This is a genomic window from Methanocaldococcus sp., from assembly GCF_024490875.1.
Taxonomy (GTDB): domain Archaea; phylum AGJL01; class Methanococci; order Methanococcales; family Methanocaldococcaceae; genus Methanocaldococcus.
Genome location: NZ_JACCLX010000033.1, coordinates 1 through 22,840 on the forward strand (window position 1 = coordinate 1; position 22,840 = coordinate 22,840).

26 protein-coding genes and 1 other RNA gene are annotated in these 22,840 nt (G+C 28.0%); 17 read left to right on the forward strand and 10 right to left on the reverse strand.

The genetic code is table 11. The features are described 5' to 3' along the window. Positions 1 to 504 (forward strand): 5,10-methenyltetrahydromethanopterin hydrogenase family protein (locus HZY31_RS05885; RefSeq protein WP_297318497.1); only part of this gene is annotated, 504 nt, incomplete at its 5' end. On the opposite strand, the gene HZY31_RS05890 is transcribed toward HZY31_RS05885, so the two are convergent. From HZY31_RS05890 to HZY31_RS05910, 5 genes are all read right to left on the reverse strand, one after another. Next, positions 501 to 698, reverse strand: a complete 198-nt coding sequence (locus HZY31_RS05890) for a hypothetical protein (RefSeq protein WP_297318498.1) — start codon at positions 696 to 698, stop codon at positions 501 to 503. The genes HZY31_RS05885 and HZY31_RS05890 overlap by 4 nt on opposite strands. A gap of 188 nt (positions 699 to 886) precedes the next feature. Next, positions 887 to 1,915, reverse strand: coding sequence for a type II glyceraldehyde-3-phosphate dehydrogenase (locus HZY31_RS05895; RefSeq protein WP_297318499.1), 1,029 nt, complete (start codon positions 1,913 to 1,915; stop codon positions 887 to 889). 80 nt (positions 1,916 to 1,995) lie between these two features. Next, on the reverse strand, positions 1,996 to 2,769 hold the full coding sequence (gene cobS / locus HZY31_RS05900; RefSeq protein ID WP_297318500.1) for an adenosylcobinamide-GDP ribazoletransferase: 774 nt from the start codon (positions 2,767 to 2,769) through the stop codon (positions 1,996 to 1,998). Between the two features lie 2 nt (positions 2,770 to 2,771). Beyond that, positions 2,772 to 3,461 carry a TIGR02253 family HAD-type hydrolase gene (locus HZY31_RS05905; RefSeq protein ID WP_297318501.1) on the reverse strand — a complete coding sequence of 230 codons (690 nt, stop codon included), beginning with the start codon at positions 3,459 to 3,461 and terminating at the stop codon, positions 2,772 to 2,774. Position 3,462: 1 nt separating this feature from the next. Continuing rightward, entirely contained in the window at positions 3,463 to 3,762 is a 300-nt protein-coding gene (locus HZY31_RS05910; protein ID WP_297318502.1) for an energy-converting hydrogenase B subunit P, read from the reverse strand. 146 nt (positions 3,763 to 3,908) lie between these two features. Here HZY31_RS05910 and ffs point away from each other — a divergent pair. The 8 genes from ffs to leuS all read left to right on the forward strand — a co-directional run bounded on the left by ffs (position 3,909) and on the right by leuS (position 10,549). Further along, positions 3,909 to 4,225, forward strand: an RNA gene (ffs, locus tag HZY31_RS05915) — signal recognition particle sRNA. A 78-nt stretch (positions 4,226 to 4,303) separates the two neighbouring features. Then, entirely contained in the window at positions 4,304 to 4,780 is a 477-nt protein-coding gene (locus HZY31_RS05920; RefSeq protein WP_297318503.1) for a metallophosphoesterase, read from the forward strand. Between the two features lie 18 nt (positions 4,781 to 4,798). After that, a complete protein-coding gene (locus HZY31_RS05925; RefSeq protein ID WP_297318504.1) occupies positions 4,799 to 4,960 on the forward strand; it encodes a 4Fe-4S binding protein in 162 nt (53 codons plus the stop codon). A 61-nt stretch (positions 4,961 to 5,021) separates the two neighbouring features. Continuing rightward, positions 5,022 to 5,636, forward strand: a complete 615-nt coding sequence (gene purO / locus HZY31_RS05930; protein ID WP_297318505.1) for an IMP cyclohydrolase — start codon at positions 5,022 to 5,024, stop codon at positions 5,634 to 5,636. 21 nt (positions 5,637 to 5,657) lie between these two features. Next, on the forward strand, positions 5,658 to 6,287 hold the full coding sequence (locus HZY31_RS05935; protein ID WP_297318506.1) for a TIGR00153 family protein: 630 nt from the start codon (positions 5,658 to 5,660) through the stop codon (positions 6,285 to 6,287). Between the two features lie 51 nt (positions 6,288 to 6,338). Beyond that, a complete protein-coding gene (locus HZY31_RS05940) occupies positions 6,339 to 7,181 on the forward strand; it encodes an inorganic phosphate transporter (RefSeq protein WP_297318507.1) in 843 nt (280 codons plus the stop codon). Between the two features lie 14 nt (positions 7,182 to 7,195). Continuing rightward, positions 7,196 to 7,714 (forward strand): hydrogenase maturation peptidase HycI, encoded by a 519-nt coding sequence (gene hycI, locus HZY31_RS05945; protein ID WP_297318508.1) that lies wholly within the window; start codon positions 7,196 to 7,198, stop codon positions 7,712 to 7,714. 15 nt (positions 7,715 to 7,729) lie between these two features. After that, the gene (gene leuS / locus HZY31_RS05950) at positions 7,730 to 10,549 is read left to right on the forward strand and encodes a leucine--tRNA ligase (protein WP_297318509.1); all 2,820 of its coding nucleotides are present in this window, start codon (positions 7,730 to 7,732) and stop codon (positions 10,547 to 10,549) included. A gap of 39 nt (positions 10,550 to 10,588) precedes the next feature. Here the strand turns inward: leuS and HZY31_RS05955 are convergent, their stop codons facing one another. After that, positions 10,589 to 12,127, reverse strand: coding sequence for a cell wall-binding repeat-containing protein (locus HZY31_RS05955; protein WP_297318510.1), 1,539 nt, complete (start codon positions 12,125 to 12,127; stop codon positions 10,589 to 10,591). Positions 12,128 to 12,247: 120 nt separating this feature from the next. Between HZY31_RS05955 and HZY31_RS05960 the strand changes: the two genes are divergently transcribed. From HZY31_RS05960 to HZY31_RS05995, 8 genes are all read left to right on the forward strand, one after another. Continuing rightward, complete coding sequence (locus HZY31_RS05960) at positions 12,248 to 12,937, forward strand: hypothetical protein (protein ID WP_297318511.1); 690 nt, start codon at positions 12,248 to 12,250, stop codon at positions 12,935 to 12,937. Continuing rightward, positions 12,924 to 14,957 carry an STT3 domain-containing protein gene (locus HZY31_RS05965; RefSeq protein ID WP_297318512.1) on the forward strand — a complete coding sequence of 678 codons (2,034 nt, stop codon included), beginning with the start codon at positions 12,924 to 12,926 and terminating at the stop codon, positions 14,955 to 14,957. Before HZY31_RS05960 ends, HZY31_RS05965 begins: the two co-directional genes overlap by 14 nt. A 101-nt stretch (positions 14,958 to 15,058) precedes the next feature. Further along, on the forward strand, positions 15,059 to 15,286 hold the full coding sequence (locus tag HZY31_RS05970) for a ribbon-helix-helix domain-containing protein (protein ID WP_297318513.1): 228 nt from the start codon (positions 15,059 to 15,061) through the stop codon (positions 15,284 to 15,286). A gap of 54 nt (positions 15,287 to 15,340) precedes the next feature. Then, the gene (sat, locus tag HZY31_RS05975; protein WP_297318514.1) at positions 15,341 to 16,489 is read left to right on the forward strand and encodes a sulfate adenylyltransferase; all 1,149 of its coding nucleotides are present in this window, start codon (positions 15,341 to 15,343) and stop codon (positions 16,487 to 16,489) included. Position 16,490: 1 nt separating this feature from the next. After that, complete coding sequence (locus tag HZY31_RS05980) at positions 16,491 to 17,423, forward strand: DHH family phosphoesterase (protein WP_297318515.1); 933 nt, start codon at positions 16,491 to 16,493, stop codon at positions 17,421 to 17,423. Between the two features lie 4 nt (positions 17,424 to 17,427). After that, positions 17,428 to 18,819 (forward strand): alkaline phosphatase family protein, encoded by a 1,392-nt coding sequence (locus HZY31_RS05985; RefSeq protein WP_297318516.1) that lies wholly within the window; start codon positions 17,428 to 17,430, stop codon positions 18,817 to 18,819. Then, positions 18,816 to 19,352 carry an adenylyl-sulfate kinase gene (gene cysC, locus HZY31_RS05990; protein WP_297318517.1) on the forward strand — a complete coding sequence of 179 codons (537 nt, stop codon included), beginning with the start codon at positions 18,816 to 18,818 and terminating at the stop codon, positions 19,350 to 19,352. Before HZY31_RS05985 ends, cysC begins: the two co-directional genes overlap by 4 nt. A 19-nt stretch (positions 19,353 to 19,371) precedes the next feature. Further along, positions 19,372 to 20,121: a sulfite exporter TauE/SafE family protein gene (locus HZY31_RS05995; RefSeq protein WP_297318518.1), complete on the forward strand. Its 750-nt coding sequence runs from the start codon at positions 19,372 to 19,374 to the stop codon at positions 20,119 to 20,121. Here the strand turns inward: HZY31_RS05995 and HZY31_RS06000 are convergent. The 4 genes from HZY31_RS06000 to HZY31_RS06015 form a co-directional block, all read right to left on the reverse strand. Then, on the reverse strand, positions 20,099 to 21,331 hold the full coding sequence (locus tag HZY31_RS06000) for an oligosaccharide flippase family protein (RefSeq protein WP_297318519.1): 1,233 nt from the start codon (positions 21,329 to 21,331) through the stop codon (positions 20,099 to 20,101). The two genes, HZY31_RS05995 and HZY31_RS06000, sit on opposite strands and share 23 nt — an antisense overlap. A 149-nt stretch (positions 21,332 to 21,480) precedes the next feature. Beyond that, the gene (locus HZY31_RS06005; protein WP_297318520.1) at positions 21,481 to 21,981 is read right to left on the reverse strand and encodes a hypothetical protein; all 501 of its coding nucleotides are present in this window, start codon (positions 21,979 to 21,981) and stop codon (positions 21,481 to 21,483) included. Beyond that, positions 21,978 to 22,352, reverse strand: a complete 375-nt coding sequence (locus HZY31_RS06010; RefSeq protein WP_297318521.1) for a hypothetical protein — start codon at positions 22,350 to 22,352, stop codon at positions 21,978 to 21,980. Before HZY31_RS06010 ends, HZY31_RS06005 begins: the two co-directional genes overlap by 4 nt. Positions 22,353 to 22,390: 38 nt before the next feature. Continuing rightward, positions 22,391 to 22,714: a hypothetical protein gene (locus HZY31_RS06015; RefSeq protein ID WP_297318522.1), complete on the reverse strand. Its 324-nt coding sequence runs from the start codon at positions 22,712 to 22,714 to the stop codon at positions 22,391 to 22,393. Positions 22,715 to 22,840: the final 126 nt, after the last annotated feature.

A 22,840-nucleotide genomic window follows, 5' to 3' on the forward strand; every position in this document is an offset into this window, starting at 1 on the left:
GTTAATAAAAAACCTTATGTAGCTCCTGCAGATGTAGTTCCAGTAGTCGCTGATATGGGTGTGTTGGTTACTGCTATTGCATTGGCTGGTATTTTAGATTATTATAGTATAGGTACAAGAGTTATTAAAGCTCCTAAAAAAATGATTGAAAAGCAGGTATTTATGACTTTACAAACAATGGCATCAATTGTTGAAACCTCAGGTATAAAAGGGTTAATAAAAGCATTAAATCCTGAATTGTTAGTACAAAGTGCATATTCAATGAAATTGGAAAACAATCAGAAAGAGTTAGATGCAGCATTAGAATTATTACCTATCTTTTATAATGAATTAAAAAATGAAGTTGAAAATGTAGAAGTAAAACCAATAAAGTTAATAGCTGCTCAATCACTTGTAGAAAAGATTATGGAAGAACTTAAAAGAATAATTGGAGAAAATGCTGCAAAAGGTATTTTTAAGAGAAGTCTAAAAAGACTTATGGAAAAGTATGGATATAAAAATTAAGCTCTCATAGAGTATTTATAAGCTTGACAAGCCCAATAATCTAATACTTCTCTTATTGACTTTAATCTTTTTTCTTTTCTTTTTTTGACCCTTGCTAAGTTCCTTAGTATTTTTAAAGTTTTTTCTATTTCATTTTCACTCATTAAGGTGGCGTTAATTAATAAATTTATAGCCTTCTTATCAATGTCATCCATAGTACCACCTTTTAATATTATATCCTAAATTAGTATTATTATATATAAAATTTTTGGTTAAAAATATGAAAAATATTCATTATAATCCAAATTAAAATTTATTTTATTAATATTAAAATTTTTTGTAGTTTTATTAATTCAAATATTCAAAATATACAATTAACATTTTAAAAATAAAAAAATTAATTTTATTTGATTCCCATAGCCTTATTAGTTTTTTCAATTGATTTAAATTTATCTTCTTCTAATTGAAGCATAGATCTTATACAGTCAATATTCTCTGGAATAACTATACTCTCTTGATGAACTGCTTGCATTAAAAATATCTCATTATCTACAACATTAACACTTTCTTCCCAAACAACTAATTCATTTATATCATATCTCAATCTACCTAAATCTCTTCCATATTCTATTATTTGTGCGGTTGATGTAAATCCATCTTCATATTTAACAGTTATAATTCTTGGAGTTTTCTCAATAGATTCTAAAATATCATCTCTACTAACATTGTTTTCAACTTCAACCATCAATGTATGCTGATGCATCAAAGTTGTAGGAACAATAACTGCTGATGTTACTATCTTCCCCTCAAATTCAGGAACTACTGAAACTACATCAGGACCATGATGGGAAGGGACAGTTACAGGATTAGGAACTATGGCATTAATTGGTCCTCTTTTATCATCATTTGGATCTGCCGCTCTTCTAACTAATACTACTCTCGCCTTTTTAATGTCTGCAACTGAATTTATAGCATATAATATTCTACATAAACCAGTTGTGTTACAAGAGACAACCCTTACATAATCTTTTCCATAACATCTGTCATAACTCCAAAGAGCGTTAAAATTATCTTCAACATCCTTAGCCTTTTCTCCTCCTTGTAGTATAGCCTTAACTTTGTGTGGCTTGTAAATATTTTCTAAATTCTGCTTTCCTATCTTTTTTGGGGCACCATCAACGACAATATCAACATCTTCTATAATATCTAATATTGTTCCTTCTACAGGGATTCCAGCATCTTCAAATAATTTAACTCTCTCTTTATCTGGAATTGCTACAAATAATTTATAACCTTTCTCAACAGCCAACCTTGCTTCAAAATCAGGTTTGGTTTTAGTAACTCCTACAACCTTCATATCATCTTGGATTGAAACAGCATCTGCCACTCTTTTACCAATTGACCCATAACCGTTTATTAAAACATTAACCATTAAAACCACCTCATAATTTCCCAATTTTTAACAATAATTAGTTTTTATAACATTTATATAATTTATATAATTTTTATTATTTATTGAATAAAATGAGAGAGCAATAATAAATAGACTTTGATTGAAGCTATTATTGTCAATAATACAACTACCCTTGTTATTTCATTTGATGCTCCTAATATATCTCCATTTACTCCACCAAAATGATTTTTAGCAATTTTAGCCATACACAGACCAGTAATTATTGAGGATATTATAGCAATTATAACAACTTTTCTATAAATACCATCAAATAGAATTATTAATGGTAATGATAAAATAATCCCAACTGTTAAAAATTTTTCATCACTTTTTTTAACGAAGTATCTTCCAGTACCTTCAATTAATGGATTTCCAAAAGTTGAACAACTAAGCATTCCCAATTTTGCACAAACCTCTACAACAAGTAAGTATAATATATTTATCTCTAAAATGTAAGATATAGAAAATATTGCAATCAAATTGATAAATATTGCAAAAACTACACCTCCACATCCTATATATCTATCTTTCATAGCCATTAACTTCTTTTTTTTATCTCCAACAGCCATATATCCGTCTCCAAAATCAATTAAGCCATCTAAGTGATGGAATCCATTTAAATATTCTACAAAAAACAAAATTAAAATAGCCGTTAAAAGATTAGGTAAGAAAAAATTAAAAATGTAGCCAATTAACAAACTAAAAATTCCAAAAATATATCCAATAAAAACTATTAAATAAAAGTAACTTGCAACTCTGTCAAAATCAAAATCTTCAACATAGATAGGAAATCGTGTAAAAAACGATAATAAAGATTTAAACTCCTTAAACATTGTTATCCCTTTTGATATTTTAATTTTTTAACAATATCTATAAGTTCTTGAATTGAATTTATTTTATAATCACTATAATTATCTTTCATATTCTTATATTTTCCTTTTAATATTCTAACTGTTATCATCCCTAACTCTTTTGCTGGTTTTATATCTTTATCAACCCTATCTCCAACATATATAGTTTCTTCGGGCTTTAAACCCATTCTATTTAAACCATATTTAAAAAACTCTAAGTGAGGTTTTCCTAAGCCAAATTCTTCTGATGTAACGACATCATCAAAAAACATGTGAATTCCTAATCTAATAAGTTTTTCCCACTGCTTTATTGTTAGTCCATCTGTTATAACCCCTAACTTCAAACCCATAGATTTAAGCTCTATTAAGGTTTTTATTGCATGAGGATATGGTCTTAATAATGCCACTTTAACATTGTGGTAAGTTATAATTCCAGTAGTTATTATTTTTGGGTCATATCTTCCTAATATTGACTTAACTAAATCGTCAAAGTGCTTTCCATAGTTTGAACCCTTATCTTCAATAATTTTGTTTAATATATCCATTGCTTCTTCAAAACTAACATTTAAGCCAGCATCTATCATTGACTTAACAGCCTCTCTCCTGGCAATTTTTACGAACTCTGAAGAGTTATATAGAGTATCGTCTAAATCAAATAATATGCCCTTTATCATTTTATTCCCTTTTAGTATTATTTGGATTTTTTACTTTCTCTTTAACTAATTTGAATAAACCCACAAAATCATCATCTTCTGTAACAGGAACTACAATTAATCCTAACTTTCTATGCCTCTCAATCCAACATTCATCATAGGCTGGAACTTCTATTTTTATAGGTTCATCTGTTGGATTTCCTACAATAACATTTCTATATGGAAATGGCTTTATATCTTCATCATCATAAGGAAAAGTAGTTTCTCTAATATATCCACCCAAAGCCATCGTCATTTTTGGTAGTAAAACCATCTTTGGCATAGTATCACTTACTTTATACTTAACTATTTAATTCCAATTTTTACATAGTATATAATGTTTAATATAATTTATTAAAAATTAATTTTAAATCTACAAAATAACCACAAACTATATAAACCCGTATATACTATAATATAAAGTTGGTGTGCATGGCTAGGCCGGGGGGTTGGGCGTCCCCTGTAACCCGAAATCGTCCTCATGCGGGGGCCGAAAACCTGGGGGCGGTATGCCTTCCAGTCCTCTCTCCACAGGTCTCTCGATGATGCCTCGTCCCGTGGGGCTCGGCGGTGGGGGAGCACCTTCTGTAAGGAAGGTGTAACCCCCTTTACCTGCCGAACCCCGCCAGGCCCGGAAGGGAGCAACGGTAGGCAGGACGTCGGCGCTCACGGGGTAAACGGGGTTGAGAAGAGGCCTGTGGGTAGGAGGGGGCTGGAAGGCATACCCACCCCAGGGAAGCCATGCACACCACTATTTTTTATATATCTTAAATTTTATTTTCTGAATATTCTAATTAATAGAAACTTAAATATGAGGGAAAATAATGCTTATTGGTATAATCTCTGACACTCATATTTACGATAGAGCATATGAATTGCCAAAAACTGTTTTTGATGAATTTTCTAATGTTGATTTAATTATACACTGTGGAGATGTTACAGATAAAGAAGTTTTAGATTTATTGAGTGATTTAGCAGAAGTTATTGCTGTTAGAGGAAATATGGATTATCTTAATCTTCCAAAACAACAAATTTTAAATATAAATAAGTTTAAAATAGGGGTTATTCATGGAGATGTTATTTATCCAAGAGGAGATAAACTAAAATTAAGATTATTAGGTAAGGAGATGGGGGTAGATATATTAATCTCAGGACATACACATACACCATTTATAGATGACTGTGGAGATATTTTATTACTAAATCCCGGCTCTCCAACAGTTCCAAGGTGTCCTATAAAGTCAATTATGAAATTAAATATTGATGATAATATTAAAGTTAAAATAATTCCAATTGAATAATATATCTTTGGGATTAGAATGGAAATATTAAATAAATGTGTTGGATGTGGAAACTGTGTTGTATTTTGTCCAAAAAAGGCTATAAAAACATATGGAGAGGCGATTGTGAATAAAGATAAATGTGTAAATTGTGGTATATGTGTAAAATACTGTCCGATTGATGCAATAGTGATAGAGTGAAATATTTAAATTTAACTTTAAAATAAAAATTAATAATCCAATAATATAAGGAGGTTTAAAAATGTATATAGGAAGGTTTTTAGTGGTTGGTAAAACAAAGGATAGGAAACCCTTTGCCGCTTATAGAGTTTCAAGTAGAAGTTTTCCAAATAGGGTGGCTAAAAAAATAAACGATAATACAGTGGCAATAATTCCAAAGGACTTAAATGAAATTTTTAAAAATCCTTATATAACCTATAACTGCATAAAAGTAGTTAATAATACTGTTGTAGTCACTAATGGTTCCCATACTGATTTTATATGTGAGAAATTACATTTTGGTAAAAGAGATGCTTTAACTTATGTATTATCTGTTATGGACTATGAGAAAGATGATTACAAAACTCCAAGGATAGCGGCAATATTAGATAAAAATGAATGTTATATGGGATATGTGACTCATGAAGAAATTAGAGTTAAAAAGGTTGAATTAAAAGAAGGAAAGGGTTATTATTTAGGAGTATATAACTCCTGCAAAATAGATGAAAATCAAGTTATAGAGATTAAAGGAAATACTGCTGAAGAGATAGCAGAGTATATTTTAAACTACAAAGAGTTTGAGCATCCAGTAGCATGTGCTGTAGTTGTCATTGACGAAGATAAAGTAGAGATAGCAACTAAAAATAAAAATGAATAATTATTTTATTGCGTGATTGTTATGTCTATTTTTTTATTTAAAAGAGATAAAGAAAAAAATGTAATAAACAATATGAGACTACTTATTAAAATGGCTTTGAATAGTATTAATCTTTTGAAGGAGTATATGCACTCTAAGGATGAAAAACTATTAAAAGAAATTATAAAAATAGAAGAAAAAGGGGATGAAATAACCAAAAATATAAGAATAAATTTAGAAAATGCATTTTTACCAAATATGAAAGGAGAATTATCAAGATCTGCAGAACTATTGGATGAAACCTTAGACAGTTTAAAGCATGCATCTATGCTTTATGAGTTATTAAAATATAAATTAGATAGTTATTTAAAAGAGGAAATAAACCTCGTTCTAATAATTACTGTTGAAATGTTTAAACACTTAGAAAGGATTTTAGATGTTATTGAAAATGGAGGAGACTTGGATACAATAATTAAAGAAATTAAAGATAAAGAGAAATTTATTGACGACATCTATCAAAATAAAATTTACAAATATTTAATTAATTTAGAAATCAGATCTTTTTGGGATGGGAAGATACTATGTGATTTTATTGATAACATAGTGGATATTAGCGACTACATAGAGGATGTTGCAGATGAATTACAGATAATGTATTTCCATATTAAATAAGGTGATATTATAAATTCTCAAATTTTAAATTTAATTGTAAGTTTTTACTTATTGTTTATCTTAGGTGCTAACAATGTTGGAAATGCTATTGGCACAGCATATGCTTCAAAAGCGGCATCTTATAAAGGTTTATTAATTTTGTTTAGTGTTAGCGTTATAATTGGATCTATTTTTGCTAAAAATGTTGGTAATACTGTAAATAGTATTTCCTCAAATGCTTTAATTTCTTTATTAATATCATCCTTAGTTATGACAATATCAACATACAAAAAAGTGCCTATTTCATTACACACTATTATAGTATGCTCATTAATTGGCTTAAATTTTAGTTCTTCAAATTTAAAAGTGTTTTTTGAAATTCTATTGAGTTGGATTTTTTCTCCAATTATTGCTATAATTATCGCCTATGTATTTTATTTAACTTATGAAAAAATAAAAATTCCAATTTTTAAAAAATTATCTATAATTAGAACTTTATTATTGCTAAGTGCTGGAATTGTAGCATTTAACTTGGGAAGTAACGATTTACCAACAATTTTAGGAACTTTTACGACATCTCAAACAATTTATCTTATTGGAGCAGTTTTTTTGTGCTTAGGAGCTTATTTATATGGAAACAAAATTTCAGAAACATTTGCTATGATTACCAATTTGAGTGTAACATCTGCATTTATAGCCCAACTATCTGGAGGTTTGGCTGTAATTATATTTACTGCATTGGGAATGCCTGTTTCAACAACTCATGCAATAGTTGGAGGTATTTTAGGGGTTGGATTAACCAAAGGAATAAAAACAATAAAGTGGAGTGTATTTAAAAAAATTATTTTTTGGTGGGTTGTGGCTCCAATAATTGCCTTAATAATTGGGTTTATTATTAAGAAAAAACTAATGTAATTAAGGAGATTATTATGAACAATTTATTAGAACTTTTAAAAGGTTGTAAAAAATTAGTAATTATGGGTTTAGGAAATGGATTAAAAGGGGACGATGGTATAGGAGTATATGTGATCAAAAAATTAATGAATTACTTTATTGAAAATAATAATTTAAATAATGAAATTTTAAAAATAAAAAATCTATATTTAATAAATGCTGGAACTGTCCCTGATTTTTATACTGATATTTTGAAAGAGGTAAAGCCTACTCATCTCATAATTATTGACTGTGCTTTGATGAATGAACCTCCTGGCAAAGTTAAAATTATAAAAGAAGATGAAATAATAAATTACAGTTTATCAACTCACACATTACCTATATCATTTATAATTAAATATTTAAAGAATTTTGTAAATTTTGATGTAATAATTATAGGAATCCAGCCTAAGATTATAGATTTTTGTCCTATGTCTAAGGAGGTTATAGAATCTGGAAATAAATTGATAGAAACTCTTATAAACTGTATAAAAAAATTAAATCTAACAGAATAAAAGGATGTGATTGATATGATTGACTTTAAAGAAATAGAAAAAAAATGGCAAAAAAAATGGGAAGAGGCAAAGATTTTTGAGGCAGATCCTGATGATAGGGAGAAGTTCTTTATAACTGCGGCATTTCCCTACTTAAATGGTGTATTACACGCTGGGCATTTAAGAACATTTACAATTCCTGAAGTTGTTGCAAGATTCCAAAGAATGAAAAATAGAAATGTTTTATGGACTTTTGGTTATCATGTAACTGGAACTCCAATATTAGGTTTGGCTGAGTTAATAAAAAATAGAGATGAAAAAACAATTTGGGCATATACAAATTTACACGGAATTCCTGAAGAAGAACTTTTACAATTAACAACACCAGAGAAAATTGTTGAATACTTCTCAAAAAAGGCAACTGAAGCATTTAAAAGAATGGGATTCAGTTTAGATTGGAGAAGAAACTTTAAGACGGATGATGAAGTTTTCAATAAGTTTATTGAATGGCAATTTCACAAATTAAAAGAAAAAGGTTTAATTGTTAAAGGTTCTCATCCTGTTAGATACTGTCCAAGATGTGATAACCCTGTTGAAGATCACGACATATTAGTTGGAGAAAATGCCACTTTGGTAGAGTATATATTAATTAAATTTAGAACAGAGGATGGCTACATAATGCCTATGGCTACTTTAAGACCAGAAACTGTTTTTGGAGTTACAAATGTTTGGGTTAATCCTTCTGCTACATATGTAAAGGCAAAAGTTTATTTAGAGATAGAAAAAGAGGAGGGAGTTGAATTAATTGATAATGGAATTTGGATAATGTCAAAAGAATGTGCTGAGAAATTAAAACATCAAAATAGAAGAATAGAGATTCTTGAGGAGTTTAAAGGAGAGCAACTTATTAACAAAAAGGTTATAAATCCAGTAACTGGTAAGGAAGTTCCTATACTACCTGCTAAATTCGTAAAAACTAATATTGGAACTGGTTGCGTTATGAGTGTTCCAGCACATGCACCTTATGATTATATAGCATTAAGAGATTTAGGATTAGTTGATGAAATAGATTTAATACCATTAATTGATGTTCCCGGATATGGAAAGTATCCTGCAAAGGAAATTGTAGAAAAAATGGGTATTAAAAGCCAAGAAGATGTTGATAAGTTAGAGGAGGCTACTAAAAAAATTTATAAAGATGAGTTCCACAAGGGAGTTTTAAATGAAAATTGTTTAGATTATAAAGGCATTCCAGTTAGAGAAATTAAAGATAAATTAACAAAGGATTTAATAGATAAAGGTCTTGCTGAGGTTATGTATGAATTTAGTGAAGAAAAAGTTATATGTAGATGTGGAACTCCTTGTATAGTGAAGATGGTTAAAGGACAATGGTTTATAAAATACTCTGATAAAAAATGGAAGGAATTAGCTCACAAATGTGTAGATAAAATGAAGTTTATCCCTGAACATTTAAGACAAGTATTCCACGAAAAAATTGACTGGATGAAAGATAAGGCATGTGTAAGAAGAAGAGGATTAGGAACTAAGTTTCCATTTGAGGAAGGTTGGGTTATTGAATCTTTGTCAGATTCAACTATATATCCTGCATACTATACAATTGCAAAATATATAAATGAATATAACATAAAACCAGAACAACTAACCTTAGAGTTGTTTGACTATGTATTTTTAGGTAAAGGAGATATTGAGAAAATTTCCAAAGATACAGGAATTCCAAAGGATATTATTGAAGGTATGAGGAAAGAGTTTATTTATTATTACCCAGTTGATTGGAGATGTTCTGCTAAGGATTTAATTCCTAATCATTTAACATTTTATATATTTAATCATGTAGCAATCTTTCCAGAAGAGTATTGGCCAAGAGGCATTGTAGTCAATGGGTATGTTACAATTGAAGGACAAAAGTTGTCTAAGTCAAAGGGGCCATTAGTTCCAATGATAGAAGTGGCTGAAAAGTATGGGGCAGATGTTGGAAGGTTTTATATAACAACCTGTGCTGAATTACCACAAGATGCTGATATTAAATTTAAAGAATTGGAAAATACTAAAAAAGTTTTAGAAAGATTGTATTTATTTGCAAAAGACATTGCTGAAAGAAAGGATGAAGAAGGATGTGAATATAATTACATTGACAGATGGTTATTAAGTAGATTATATAGATCTGTTAAGTTATACGATGAATATATGGAGAACTTTGAACTTAGAAAAGCGGGAATATTACTCTATCAACTGTTAGATGACTTAAAATGGTATAGAAGAAGGGGAGGAAATAATATAAATGTATTGAGGGAGTTCTTAGAAGTTATAATAAAATTAATGGCTCCATTTACTCCACATCTATGTGAAGAAATGTGGGAAATGTTAGGAAAAGAAGGATTTGTTTCTTTATCTAAATTGCCAGAAGTTAAAGAGGAGTTTATAGATGACAGTATAGAAAAAGGAGAGGAATATTTAAAATCAGTAATTGATGACATAAAGGAGATAATAAATGTTACAAAAGTCCAACCAAAAAGAATTTATCTATATACTGCTGATGAATGGAAATATGATGTCTTAAAAATAATTAAAGAAAATGAAGGAAAGACAATTAAAGAATTAATGCCAATTATTATGAAAAATCCAAAGTTCAGAAAGTATGGTAAAGAAATTCCAAAGTTGGTTAATCAACTGTTAAAAGTTAATGCTGATATTATTAATGAAGTAGAAATCCTAAAAAATGCCAAAGAATTTATAAAAAGAGAGTTTAATGTAGATGAAGTTATTATCAATGGAGAAGATAAAGGTAACAAAAAGAGAGTAGCAATTCCATACAAGCCAGCAATTTATTTAGAATAAAACTATTTTTTATTTTTATTAGAAAAATAAAAAAGTAGTTTAATGGCTATTTACTGGTGCTAAGTTTCCTGCTAAGTTTCCAACATAATTACCAGCTAAGTTTCCTGCAATATTACCGTAGTTTCCAGCCAAGTTTCCATATACTACTTCATTTAATTCTGAACTTTCTCCAAGGATTGCATGAATTATACCAATAAACAGTTGAGTAATACTATTCCATAGACCAATTAGCCATCCTTCTATATTTTCTCCGCTAAGTGTTGCATTTACTGGATATACAGTGTTGTTGTTAGCCATTTCTGTTACATTTACTACATTACTACCTATATTTACTGTTTCATTACCTACATTTTTTATAATCTCATTTGCTATTTCTGTTTTGTTTCCTGGATTGTAACTTACATTTGCTGTTATTATACCTTCACTTGTATTTAATGTTATTTTACTTCCATTAATTGTTGCATTATATAATGTAATATTTACAATTGTTGTTATATTACTTTCATTTGTTGTGTTTAATGATGATGTATTTATTAATGTTACAGTTGTTGTCTGTGTAGTTGTTGTAGATGTTGGTGGTATGTAATAACCACCTCCAGAACTACCCCCAGACACACTATATGTCATTTCCGTTGCTGTTGATATAGATACTTTTGCTTCTTCTGATTTTGCTATTTTAATAATAACATTGACTATTTTATTTATTAATGTTGGAGATTCTCCTAATACTATTATATTAACATTAATTGAAATTACTTTACTTACAATATCAGAAACTATATTTTCATTTGTTGTTGTAATAGGTATTATAATTCCAACATATCCTTTTGTGAATTCAAGTATTGCATTTATTATTGGATTTTTAGAGTTTTCAAATACTACAATTGCAACTGGTTTTTTTATAATGTCAGGATTTAATCTTTTGACTATACTAATTGATGATTTAATAACATTTTCTGAATTTTTGTCTACATCAACAAGTAATGTTTTACTCATTTTTGAAACGTCATTTACTATTACTTTTGGAACTGATGTTCCAATAATTACTGCGTCATCAATTTTTACATTTGCTGATTTTAATGCATCAACTACTTCTTTTTCTTTATTTGGAGCATAGTATAATACAGGTGCATCAAAACTTACAGCAACTGGATATATTTTTTCATTAAATCCTTCTGCAATTACTAGATTTTTCGCAACATTAGGATCTTCTTTAACCCATCTTTCAAACAGTTTTATTGAAGTTTCAACTCTTGTTTCTCCCCAAACTCTTTCTGTTTTAATATTTAATTTTGATATTTCATTCTCTACTTTATTACTAACAGCAACAGGACCTCCGACAATTATTACTTTTTTAATATTATAGATTTCTAATTCTTTTTTAGCTTCATCTGACAACTCATCTGTTGGAGTATATATTAGTTTATAACCCATAGCCTTTGCATATGGTGCTGCAACAACAGCATCTGCTGGTGTTGATACTATTATAGCTACATTTTCATCTGATGTAGCAAATGTAAGAGGAATTACACTAAATACTATGAGCATCGACATTAATATAGAAATTTTAGATTTCAATTTCCTTCACCTCCTTATAAACGAAATATACAAATATATTTCATTATATTTTTAATTTTATTAAAATATAAATATCTTTCGGATATTTATTTTTAATCTAAATTAAAGAGGTGATTATTTATGAAATTTATAAAAATTTTGAGAATATGTGTTTTATTTCTATTTGGTATACTTGGGGTATCAATTATAAATGATGTTGGAGGAGTTTATAAATATCTATTAATTTTAATTTTTATACCTTCAATATTACATATCTTATTATTAACTAATACTTTTAAAAAGTTGGAAAATTTTCTAAATTATTATTGCCTCTCTACATTTATATTGGTATTAATTTTACTTGCAATCAATAATATTCAATATTTTCAAAAGGCTATATTGTTATTTGCTCTTCCTATATTATTATTACTACCTTCAATTAGGAGATCTCCAAAATTATTTACAAAAATATTTATCTCTACAACATCACTGTGGATTACTATAATTTATTTTAGAAATATAGGAAATATTGCTGTATTACTTTCAATTTTATCATTTATTTTAGTATATTTGGCATTAAATTGGAATAAAATTAAAAAAGTTGTTAATGTATCAATATTAAAAGATTTAGAGCCATCAGGAATTTTTATTTTAGGAGCTATATTTTGTTTGTTAGTTTCAGCAATATGTTTAATAAAGAATAACGAATATTTGGCAAATAAAATAGCAGAGTATGCATACTTTTTGTTAGTTGTTGGAGTATTAAGAGCACTTTATGAATATGTTAGAGACATAAAAGAAAATGAGGATGATAAACATGAAATATATTAATGGATTTAAAAACATCATTTCAAAAAATGTAAAAATTAAACTTTTACTTTTGTTTATTGTAATTGTAGCATTTCTCCTTAGAATTCAAACAGCTAAATATGATTTATTATTACTTGCTGATCCCTGGTATCACTATGCAATGATTAAGTTTATTGTAAATAATGGCTATTATATTCCATTTAATAATTTATCGAATCATCCCTTTTATGGAATATCTCCAAACCCTCCTGGCCTTTATTGGATTCCAGCAATTTTGTATTGGCTGGTTTCTAAAGTTTATTCTATAAAATTGTTAAGATTTGTTCAGATTATTCCCTCAATTATTGGTTCTTTAACAGTAATACCAATTTATTTAATTGGAAAAGAATTAAAAAATAAATATTTGGGAATAACTATGGCTTTTGTTTTTGCAGTATCTCCAATTATTGTTAAAAGTGGTCTTGCTGGATATTATAGAGGAGAGTTTTGGATGATATTCTTTGGAATGTTTTCAGTATATTATTTTTTAAGATATTTAAATTCGTTAAATTTAAAATATATATTTTATTCCTCGGTTTTTACAGTATTATGCTCCCTTGTATGGAATGGATGGGTCTATATTCCTGTAATAATTGGAATTATTCATTTTGTTTATGTTATTTATTACAAAAAAGATAGTTTTATTAAAGGATTCATAATTTATATGATATTTTCGTCTATCTTTGTGGGTATTTGGAAAATTATATTTTTTTATCACTATCTAAACCATTTATTAGTATTTTTAATATTACTTGGAATTTGTTTATTTGAGATAATATACTTAAAATATATAAAAATTAAAAATGTAAATGTTTATTTGGGGATTTTCCTATTGTTTTGGCTTATTTTAATTGTAGGTTTAAGAATGTTGGATATAGATTTAGTTTCTAAGATAATTTCTTTAATACTTACTGGCAAGATCAGTAAAGGTCCAGGAATTATTGTAACAGAAAGTTATTTCAGTTATTGGGATTTGTTATTAGGTTTTAGTGTCTATATATTTTTGATTTTAGTATTTATCTTTAAATTTATCAAGGATCTAATAAAAAATTCAATAACATTTGAGTATTTATTAGCATTTGCATTATTAGTTTCTTCTATTATGTTATTTCTCAAAGGAATTAGGTTTATATTTGTAAGCTCTTTAGGGTATATAATTCCAATTGGATTGATTTTTTCAGAGTTTTTAGAAAATCTTATAAAAAGAATAATAAATTTTAAAAATTATTCTACATTATTCTTAAAATTAAAAACTATATTTAGTATATTTATATTTTTGATATTGATATCTGTTCCTATAATTAGTTCAGAAAATCAAGTAAGTAAAATCACCCCATATATCTCAAAAGATTGGTATAAAGCAAGTTTGTGGATGAAAAATAAGGATGGAAAGACAATATTTACATTCTGGGATCAAGCAAATTGGTTTATCGCAATATCTGAAAAAACTGTTTTTACAGATACACAAACGAATTTTGGTAGTAATCCATATAAAGATGCTTATGTGTTCTGTGCTAACTATTCAACTGGCATTGAGAGATTAAAAAAGTTGAGAGCAAATTATGTTGCTGTTGATAAGAGGACTTTGTTGATGTGGTATTGGCTACAGTCATTTAATATGAATAAAAATGTCAAATTTAATGAATCCTTTCTTTATCATCTCTATTACGAAAATGTCTCTTCTAAGGATTTAAAACTTGTATTTAAATCAGATGATTTAAAGATTTATAGGGTTATATATCATAAACCAGTTATATACAATGTTTTATGCAATAACTCTAAAATAACGATATATAGTTATTCTCCATATTTATCTAAAATTAACGCCACTTTAAAAATATGTAAGTTTAATACAACAAAAGTCGTATTTAAGAAAAATTTCTCCTTTAAATGTTACGGAGATTGTAAAAAATCAATAGATGTCAATTTAAGTAATGGAATCTATGATGTTTATGTTTCCGATGGAGAGGTTATTATTAAAAAGGTTCTTGTAGTTAGATAAATATTTTAATTCATAAATAATCAGTAAAATATTTATAGAGTAAGATATATATACCTAATACAATTTAATTAAATATCATTAAATATAATTAAGGTGAAAAGATGCCTGATGAAAGAAAATATACAACTGTCTCAATACCTATTCAACTTTATGAAAAGATTAAAAAAAGAATTGAAGGTACTGGATTTACATCTGTCTCAGATTATGTAACCTATGTTTTAAGGGAAGTATTAGCAAGTCTAGAAGAGGATGAAAAAGAAGAAGTATTTAGTGAGGAAGAAGAGGAAAAGGTTAAAGAAAGATTAAGAGCATTAGGATATTTGGATTAACAAATCTATTTTTTTAATAATTAAACTTAATTAAATATAATTAAGGTGGATATAATGGTTTCAAAGCCACATGGTGGTAGATTAGTTAGGAAATTATTATCTGAGAAAATTAAAGAGAGAATTTTAGAAGAAAAAGATGAATATCAAAAAATAAATATTAGAGAAGGAACTGCGATAGATATTGAAAATATTGCACATGGTATATACTCCCCACTTGAAGGTTTTCTTGTAGAAAATAAATTTCAATCAGTTTTAGATGATATGAGATTACCTAATGACTTACCTTGGAGCATTCCAATAGTTTTAGATGTAAAGGAAAAGGATTTAAAATTTGATGTAGGAGATGAAATCCTTTTATATTATGAAAATATCCCAATAGCTGTTATGAATGTAGATGATATTTACAACTATGACAAAAAAGAATTTGCTCAAAAAGTCTTTAAAACTACTGATATAAACCATCCTGGTGTAGCAAAAGTTTATAATATGAATGAATATCTTGTTGGAGGAGAGATTAAACTTTTAAATGAATTGCCTAATCCTTTTGAAAAATACACTTTAAGACCAATAGAAACAAGAATTTTATTTAAAGAGAGAAAATTTGAAACTATAGTAGCATTTCAAACAAGAAATGTTCCTCATTTAGGGCATGAATATTTACAAAAATCTGCATTAACATTTGTTGATGGGTTATTTATAAATCCAGTTTTAGGAAAGAAAAAGAAAGGAGATTATAAAGATGAAGTTATTTTGAAAGCTTATGAAACATTATTTAAGCACTACTATCCAAAGGATTCAGCAGTTTTAGCAACTGTTAGATATGAGATGAGATATGCTGGGCCAAGAGAAGCTATTCATCACGCAATAATGAGAAAGAATTTTGGATGTACGCACTTTATTGTTGGAAGAGACCATGCAGGGGTTGGAAACTATTATGGACCTTATGAAGCTCAAGAAATATTTAAAAACTTCCCTGATTTGGGAATAACGCCAATGTTCTTTAAGGAATTCTTCTATTGTAAAAAATGTAAAGGTATAGTAAATGAAAGAATTTGCCCTCATCCTATGGAAGATAGAGAATATTTTAGTGGAACAAAAATAAGAAATATGATTGCTAATGGGGATGTTCCTCCTGAATACTTCATGAGAAAAGAGGTTTATGAAACAATAATGAGTTTTGAAAATCCATTTGTGGAGGAGTAATATGCTGATAATTCATCATTGGGACACTGATGGAATAACTTCAGCAGCTTTAACAGTTAAAGCCTTAAATTTGGAAGATTTTGTGAATGTCTCCCCTCCAATTGGAGAGTTTAGATTTGATAAGAGAATTGACAAGTATATTGAAAAATACAATAAAATATATGTCTTGGATTTAAATCTTCCACAAGAAGTAGAAAATATTACCAAGGAAACAATATTTATTGATCATCATATACAAAAAAAGATTAAAAATCCTAATGTTAAACAGATAAATCCTGTTTTAGATGGAAAGGATTATCCCTCAGCATCTTTTGTAGTTTCTGAATATTTTTCCATTTGGAACTATTTATCTACACTAGGGGCTATAGGAGATATTGGGGAAAAAGCATTTAGTATTTCAAAAGTTAAAAAACTTCTTGATATTGCTAATATAAATAAAAAAGAAGCATTAAAGTTGGTAAATTTAATCGATTCAAATTATATTGTAATGGAAAGAAACGAGGTTGAAAATGCTGTGAAAGTTATTTTAAACTTAGAGCCAAAAGATCTTTTAGAGTATGAAAAATGGAACAAGAATCTTGAAAAAATCAATAATGCAATAGAAGAGGCAATTTCAAATATGGAAATTAAAAATAGAATCGCATTTATTGAATTTAAAAGTAAATTCAACATTATTTCAAAAGTTGCAAGGAAAGTTGTTTGGAGAATGGGATATGATGGAGCAGTAGTAGTAAATGAAGATTTTAATGGAAAGGCACAGATATATTTCAGAATTTCATCTAATTTAATAAATAAAATCAATATGACTGAACTTATTCAAACATTAAAAAACAAAAATTACAATGTAGGAGGAAAAAAGGATGTTTTAGGATGTATTTGCGAAAAAGATGATATTAATGAAGTTTTAAAAATTATAAATTCATATTTAAGGTGATATAATGGAAAATGTTAAAAAAGTATTCGTTATTGGTTTGGATTCTGCACCTCCAGAACTTTTATTTGATAAGTTATTAGATAAATTGCCAAACATAAAAAAACTTTTGGAAAAATCAATCTATGGGCCTATGAAAAGTTGTATCCCAGCAATTACAATCCCTGCCTGGATGGTAATGGCTACTGGTAAAACTCCTGGGGAATTAGGACTTTATGGATTTAGACATAGAAAGAAAGGAACTTATAATGATATCTGGATTGCTCACAGTTTGATGGTTAAAGAAAAGGCAGTGTGGGATTATTTAGGAGAAGTTGGTAAAAAATCAATATTAGTTGGAGTTCCTCCAAGTTATCCTCCAAAGCCTATTAAAGGGCATTTAGTCTCTTGCTTTATAACCCCTGATGCATCAGTTGATTACACATATCCAAAATCTCTTAAAAGTGAGATAGAAAACCTCGTTGGAGAGTATATATTTGATGTAGTTTTTAGAAAAGATAATAGAGATGAAGTAAAGGAATTACTTTGGGAGATGACAGAAAAAAGATTTGAAGTTATTAGATATTTAATTCAAGAAAAAGAATGGGACTATTTCCAATTTGTTGAAATTGGTTTGGATAGAGTTCATCATGCATTTTGGAAATATTTTGATGAAAATCATCATTTATATCCTGGAGATAATAACCCATACAAAAATGTTATTCCAGATTATTACAAACTCCTTGATAAAGAGATTGGAAAAACTTTAAAACTTTTAGATTTGGATGAAACTGCTATTATTATTGTATCCGACCATGGTATAAAGGCGATGAAAGGGGCATTTGTAATAAACCAATGGTTGATTGAGGAAGGTTTACTAAAAATTAAAAATCCAGAGATTTTAAAATCTGGAAAACAGTTGAGATTTGAGAATTTGGATATTGATTGGAATAAAACAATAGCATGGGCTTGGGGGGGTTATTACGCAAGAATCTTTCTCAATGTTGAGGGAAGAGAACCAAATGGCATAATAAAAATGGAAGACTATCATAAAGTCAGAGAGGAAGTAGCAGAACTTATTAAGAGTATTAGGGGACCAAATGGAGAAAAATGGGATACTAAAGTTTTTTATCCAGAAGATATTTATCCAATGACAAAAGGAGATAAACCAGATATGATGGTGTATTTAGATAATTTAAGTTGGAGATCTGCTGGAACATTAGGTTATGAAAGTCCATATCTTTTAGAGAATGATACAGGGCCTGATGATGCGGTTCATTCTGAGTATGGAGTATTTTCTATTTATTTACCTGGAATGGATGAAAGTAAGCAAATTACCTCAACTATTTATGACTTTGCTCCTACAGTTTTAAAGATCTTTGGGATAGAAAAAAATCTAAGGGGGAGAAGTATACTATGAAGGAAAAATCTGATGTAGGATTTACAATCTGGCTTACAGGTCCGAGTGGGGCGGGAAAAACCACATTAGCAAAGGCATTAAAGGAAAAACTCAAAGAAATGGGTCATAGAGTTGAGATTTTAGACGGAGATGAAATAAGAAATTCCTTATATCCAAATTTAGGGTTTAGTAAAGAGGCAAGAGAGATGCACAATAAAGTAGTTATTTACATGGCTAAATTGTTATCAAGAAATGGAGTAATTTCTATAGTCTCTTTAATTTCTCCTTACAAATCTGTTAGGGAATATGCAAGAAAAGAAATTGGGAGATTTATGGAAGTTTATGTATATGCTCCTTTAAATGTAAGAATTAAGAGAGATCCAAAGGGACTTTATGCTAAGGCATTGAAAGGAGAAATAAAAGGATTAACTGGCTATGATGGAGTTTATGAAGAGCCAGATAATCCAGAAGTTAAAGTTGATAGTTCCAAAATGAGTGTTGATGAGGAAGTTGAAATAGTTATTAAAAAGGCTAAGGAATTAAACTATCTTTAAAATTTAAAAAGTGAGTTTTATGTCATTATACTTTATATTTATTGGATTTGTTGTAGGATATCTTGTTGGTTTAACTGGAATTGGTGGGGGCATTTTAATGACCCCTTTATTAATATTTTTGGGAGTAGAACCAATAATAGCGGTTGGGACTGATTTACTGTATGCTGCTATAACTAAGATTGTGGGAACTATTTTACATAATAAAAGAAGAAATATAAATTATAATATAGCAATAAAATTATTTTTAGGAAGTTTACCAGCCATAATAATTGGTTCTATAATTTTGAGATTGGTTAATAGATGTGAAATCAATTATTTTTTAACAATAATATTAGGTGTGATTTTAATTATAACTTCTATTATAAATTTGAAAGGACGTTTTGTGAAAAAAATAGGTTTTAATTCTTCTATTTTGGTATTTATTGGATTTATAGTAGGCTTGATAGTACAATTTACATCAGTTGGTAGCGGAGTTTTAATAACTCTTGCATTAACGAATTTCACAAAACTTTCTCCAAGATCAGTTGTAGGAACAAGTATTTTCTATGGTGTATTATTAACTTCGTTAAGTGCTTTGAGCCATATAAGTTTAGGAAATGTTGACTACAAATTAGCTTTATCACTAATTCTTGGAACCATTCCTGGAGTTTATGTTGGAACTCATATGAATTCTTATATTTCACAAGATAAACTTAGAAAATTTATAAATTTTTTAATATTATTTATGGGAATTTATATTTTAGGGGTTAATTTGTTAAAATATTTTTAATACTTTTTAAAAATGGGATTTGAACAATTATAGATAATATTGAGGTTATTAAAACGATATCTATTATTTGACTTATATTTTGATTAAAAAATGTGATTCCTACAATTTCGAATATTAATGTAATTGATAATAAATAAGATACTCTTGTAATTCCTAATGAGAGAAGATAGTTCATAATCAATCCTGATATTGCAAAGAAGAACATAGCCAATGCATATTTCGCTAAGTATGGAATTGCCTTTAAATATTTTGTTCCAAAGATAGTTTTTATAGTTAATTCAGGGAAGAATTTGAATAACAACAATATTGGTAACGTTAGGATAATTGTTAATATTAATGCCTTTATAAATAGATTGAAATGATTCAATCCTTTTTCTTTTAATTCTGATGCTTTTGGGAATAGAACTACTGCAATCCCCCCTGGAGCAAAAAGAATCATTTTTCCTAATACAGATACTGATGAATAAATTCCTGCTAAAAAATCTGTTAGGTAGTGTTTTGCTAAGATGGTATCTATTGAATAACTTGTTGTGTAAGTTAGTAAAGATAATAGAGTTAAAGTTGAGTATTTATAAAGATCTGGAATTTTAAATGGTTCTGGTTTTATTTTTATTAAATCTTTAAGGAAGTAAAATGAGATTATAAAAACAACTATATTTGCAATTAAAAATGGTGCCAATGCCCCGCTAACGCTAAATCCTAAATAAACCAATAAAATACCTAATATGAACTTCAAAAATGACCATAGTGTTTGAGTTAGCCCTAATGGAATAAATCTTTGAAGTCCTCTTAATATGCCTTGATTTGTTGGTAGTGCATAAGCAAATAATATAGATGAAAATAATATTAATGCTGGTAATTGAGATGGTAGATGTAAATAGTTTGATAAAAGAGGAGTTATTATAAAAAATAAAATAGTTGTTATTACCCCAAATATAAAGGATTTTTTTAATGCATATCTCCAAAAGTAAGAGAGTTTATTAAATTGATTTTTTGCCTTTAATTTGGATGTGTATTTTGTCATTGTAGTTTGGACTGTTGCTGATATAACACTAAAAATATAAAAAATATTTATTAAAGAAAATAAAATCCCATATTCCTCAGGAGTTAATAATCTCCCCATAAAAAGTTGATAGAGATAGTTAAAAAATGCTCCAGATAAAGTGAAAAATATCATTATTATACTATGTTTTGCTAACTTTTGATCCATAACTATCTCCTTTTATGATTAATTCGTAAGTCGTAGGCATAATTTCACCTTAATAAAGATAATAAATTAAATTCCTCCTCAATAGATTTTTTAAGATATAGATATTGAGAGTTCTTAGTTATTAAATACTCTTCTATTTCACCAAAATTTTAAACTCTTGGGAAGTATTTATATTTATTACCTTCTTTTTCTCCAATCTTCTTTAAATGTTTTAAAATATTTTCAAAGCCAACTACTCCATCGTATTCTAAATTGTTAAGAGCTTCAAAGATTTTGTAGGATAGTCTCTTTGCAATTCTAACTTTATTATATTTAACTGACATATCTGTGTTGTAATCTGCCAATTTTCTAATATTATGTAAATTATATAAATCCCAAGAAATATTTTTTAAGGTATTTGAATTAAGAATATTTCCAAGTTTTGATAAATAAACTCTAACCAAAAGATGAGCTTTTCCTGTTTTAAAATAATCATGGATTTCTTCTCTTTCATCAATTTTTAAAATTATATCTCTTATTTTTAAAAAGGTGTAGTAGTAATATCTTCCTATCGTAGTTCTATATCTTCCTTCGTATGGAAGAGTTTCAAAATTTGGAAGTTTGTCAGCTATTTCTTTAAACTCTTCAACATTAAATGTCAATCTTATCACCTGTAATCAGCAATGATAGCATTGTAATCTACTAAGCTTTTAAATTTTTTTATTGCGTTTTTTCTAACATCCCACACAGCGGTTAATAAGGTGTCTTCATTGATTGACTCATCGGCTAAGATTTTAATAATGTTTATATCTTCATCTAAATCATAATCCAATAGAATATCAAATTTTAAATCTTTGTAGTATCTTTTTAAATATCTATCAACATATTCAGCAATTTCATAGGCAGTGTCTTTATTTTTTGAATATTTTTCAAATAATTTAGTTTTTTTAAATTTCTTTTTTAGTGCCTCTCTTTTTAAAATCTCTATTGCCTCTTTTTTAGTCAATGATTGGGGAAGTTCTATTGTTATCTTTGTAGGCATAATTTCACCTTAATAAGAATTTTATAGAATTTTTCGGGTTATTTTCTAATTTTTATTTTTGATATTATATTATTTAGTTTTTTATTTAAATTGATTGCCCATTTATCTCCTTTTTCTCTTCTCCAATCGTAGATTAAGTAGAAGATACAGCAAATAAATGTTATTCCAGAGATTGCTAAACCAATATCAAACCAATCCTGTGGTTTGTATCTGATAATTATTTTTAGATTTCCTGTTTCATTTATGTAGAAGCCGTTTATTACTCCATATAATGGAACTGGGGAAACTTTCTCTACCAATTTTCCATCTTTATATACTCTTGCCTCCCATAGTGGATCATAACTTTCAGCAAATGACAGCATGAAAGGTTTTGTTGCATTTACTTGAACTTCCCATAAGGTTGGATTGATTTTTTTGTATGAAATTATCTTTGCTGGTTTTTCTTTAACTTTAAAGAGTTGTTCTATAGTTTCGTTGTTTTTGGTTGA

Coding starts and splice junctions, on each gene's coding strand:
- HZY31_RS05905 (WP_297318501.1), bottom strand. CDS start 3,461: ATGATAAAGGGCATATTATTTGATTTAGACGATACTCTATATAACTCT.
- HZY31_RS05985 (WP_297318516.1), top strand. CDS start 17,428: ATGGAAAATGTTAAAAAAGTATTCGTTATTGGTTTGGATTCTGCACCT.
- HZY31_RS05995 (WP_297318518.1), top strand. CDS start 19,372: ATGTCATTATACTTTATATTTATTGGATTTGTTGTAGGATATCTTGTT.
- HZY31_RS05920 (WP_297318503.1), top strand. CDS start 4,304: ATGCTTATTGGTATAATCTCTGACACTCATATTTACGATAGAGCATAT.
- HZY31_RS05980 (WP_297318515.1), top strand. CDS start 16,491: ATGCTGATAATTCATCATTGGGACACTGATGGAATAACTTCAGCAGCT.
- HZY31_RS05970 (WP_297318513.1), top strand. CDS start 15,059: ATGCCTGATGAAAGAAAATATACAACTGTCTCAATACCTATTCAACTT.
- HZY31_RS06015 (WP_297318522.1), bottom strand. CDS start 22,714: ATGCTGTCATTTGCTGAAAGTTATGATCCACTATGGGAGGCAAGAGTA.
- HZY31_RS05960 (WP_297318511.1), top strand. CDS start 12,248: ATGAAATTTATAAAAATTTTGAGAATATGTGTTTTATTTCTATTTGGT.
- HZY31_RS05935 (WP_297318506.1), top strand. CDS start 5,658: ATGTCTATTTTTTTATTTAAAAGAGATAAAGAAAAAAATGTAATAAAC.
- cysC (WP_297318517.1), top strand. CDS start 18,816: ATGAAGGAAAAATCTGATGTAGGATTTACAATCTGGCTTACAGGTCCG.
- HZY31_RS05910 (WP_297318502.1), bottom strand. CDS start 3,762: ATGCCAAAGATGGTTTTACTACCAAAAATGACGATGGCTTTGGGTGGA.
- HZY31_RS05895 (WP_297318499.1), bottom strand. CDS start 1,915: ATGGTTAATGTTTTAATAAACGGTTATGGGTCAATTGGTAAAAGAGTG.
- hycI (WP_297318508.1), top strand. CDS start 7,196: ATGAACAATTTATTAGAACTTTTAAAAGGTTGTAAAAAATTAGTAATT.
- leuS (WP_297318509.1), top strand. CDS start 7,730: ATGATTGACTTTAAAGAAATAGAAAAAAAATGGCAAAAAAAATGGGAA.
- HZY31_RS05925 (WP_297318504.1), top strand. CDS start 4,799: ATGGAAATATTAAATAAATGTGTTGGATGTGGAAACTGTGTTGTATTT.
- HZY31_RS05965 (WP_297318512.1), top strand. CDS start 12,924: ATGAAATATATTAATGGATTTAAAAACATCATTTCAAAAAATGTAAAA.
- cobS (WP_297318500.1), bottom strand. CDS start 2,769: ATGTTTAAGGAGTTTAAATCTTTATTATCGTTTTTTACACGATTTCCT.
- purO (WP_297318505.1), top strand. CDS start 5,022: ATGTATATAGGAAGGTTTTTAGTGGTTGGTAAAACAAAGGATAGGAAA.
- HZY31_RS06000 (WP_297318519.1), bottom strand. CDS start 21,331: ATGGATCAAAAGTTAGCAAAACATAGTATAATAATGATATTTTTCACT.
- HZY31_RS06010 (WP_297318521.1), bottom strand. CDS start 22,352: ATGCCTACAAAGATAACAATAGAACTTCCCCAATCATTGACTAAAAAA.
- sat (WP_297318514.1), top strand. CDS start 15,341: ATGGTTTCAAAGCCACATGGTGGTAGATTAGTTAGGAAATTATTATCT.
- HZY31_RS05890 (WP_297318498.1), bottom strand. CDS start 698: ATGGATGACATTGATAAGAAGGCTATAAATTTATTAATTAACGCCACC.